This window comes from Bradyrhizobium sp. STM 3809, assembly GCF_000239795.1.
Classification (GTDB): Bacteria; Pseudomonadota; Alphaproteobacteria; order Rhizobiales; family Xanthobacteraceae; genus Bradyrhizobium.
This window is the reverse complement of sequence record NZ_CAFJ01000654.1, coordinates 1-1400: the sequence shown is the minus strand read 5'-3', so window position 1 is coordinate 1400 and position 1400 is coordinate 1. Positions and strand designations below refer to the sequence as shown.

Annotated in this window: 1 protein-coding gene; it reads right to left on the bottom strand. The window is 67.3% G+C overall.

Annotation, left to right across the window (positions count from 1 at the left end; all coding sequences use genetic code 11):
• Positions 1-405: 405 nt before the first annotated feature.
• Positions 406-1386: an Hsp33 family molecular chaperone gene (locus tag BRAS3809_RS29055; protein ID WP_035659253.1), complete on the bottom strand. Its 981-nt coding sequence runs from the start codon at positions 1384-1386 to the stop codon at positions 406-408.
• Between the last annotated feature and the right edge of the window lie 14 nt (positions 1387-1400).

Below are 1400 nucleotides of genomic sequence, written 5' to 3'. Positions count from 1 at the left end.
TTGCGGCAGCAGGGACGCGCGGAAATCTGCCAGTGATTTGCCCGACGGCACAAGCGATTTTTGACTGCGACAGAGGTGCGCGACGGGCAATCGAGAGAGCGCGGCGACGGCTCGACCGCGAACTAATAGCCCTAGAATTTGCGCATGCTCGGCCCCGGCGCAGTGCAAATGATTGCGCCCTCTCCCCTTGCGGGAGAGGGCATGTAGGACAGCGCGACGAGCTCGGTTGGGTGAGGGGTATGTCTCTGCGAGGATCATTCGCGGAGAGATACCCCTCACCCGATCGCGCAAGTAGATCGAGCGAAGATGCCCTCTCCCGCAAGGGGAGAGGGCGCTGTATCTAGCAGCGAACCGCAGAAACCTATTGGTCCATGACAATAGAACTGAGCGCAGCTCGCTCAGCTCTCAATTCTCCGTCACGCCCGCTTCATGCGGCGTGAACTCATACACCGAGGAGCAGAACTCGCAGGTGACGACGACCTTGTCGTCCTTGACCATGTCGGCGCGGTCCTGCGGCGAAAAGCTCTTCAGCATGTTGGCGACGGCGTCGCGCGAGCAGGAGCAGCGCGCCTGCAGCGGCACCAGGTCGAACACGCGGACGCCGCGCTCGTGGAACAGGCGGTACAGCAGCCGCTCGCCGGACAGTGCCGGATCGATCAGTTCGACGTCCTCGATGGTCGCGACCAGCGACTGACCTTCGACCCAGGCCTCGTCCTCCTCGACCGTGTGCAGCTCGGTGCCCTCCGGGGCGTCGCCGGGGTGCAGATCGGCCTGGCGCAGGCGCTCGGGCGCCTGCGGCAGGAATTGCGCCAGCAGGCCGCCGGCGCGCCAGCGGTGCTTGCCGCCGCTCCACTCCTCGCCGACAGCGAGGCGCACGCGGGTGGGGATCTGTTCGGAGCGCAGGAAGTATTCGTGCGCGGCCTCCTCCAGGCTGCCGCCGGTGAGCGCGACCAGACCCTGGTAGCGGCTCATGTCGGGGCCCTGGTCGATGGTCATCGCCAGATGGCCCTTGCCGAGCAGCGCGCCGGAGTCCTTGGCCTGCTCCTTCAGCGCCTGCAGCCGCGCTTCGTCGTAGCGCGCATAGGCGCGCAGCCGGTCGGGCGCCTGGAAGTCGACCACCAGGAACGAGACGGGACCGTCGGTCTGGGTCTGCAGGATGAAGCGGCCGTCGAACTTCAGCGCGGAGCCGAGCAGGGTCGTCAGCACGATCGCCTCGCCGAGCAGCTTGCCGACCGGCGCGGGATAGGCGTGTTTGGTGAGGATGTCGTCGAGCGCCGGCCCCATCCGGGTCAGGCGCCCGCGCAGATCGAGCGCCGCGACCTCGAACGGCAGCACGGCATCGTCGACCGGCACCGCCGACGGCGCGCGGCTGGTGTCGAGATGGATGTTGGTGTCGGGGG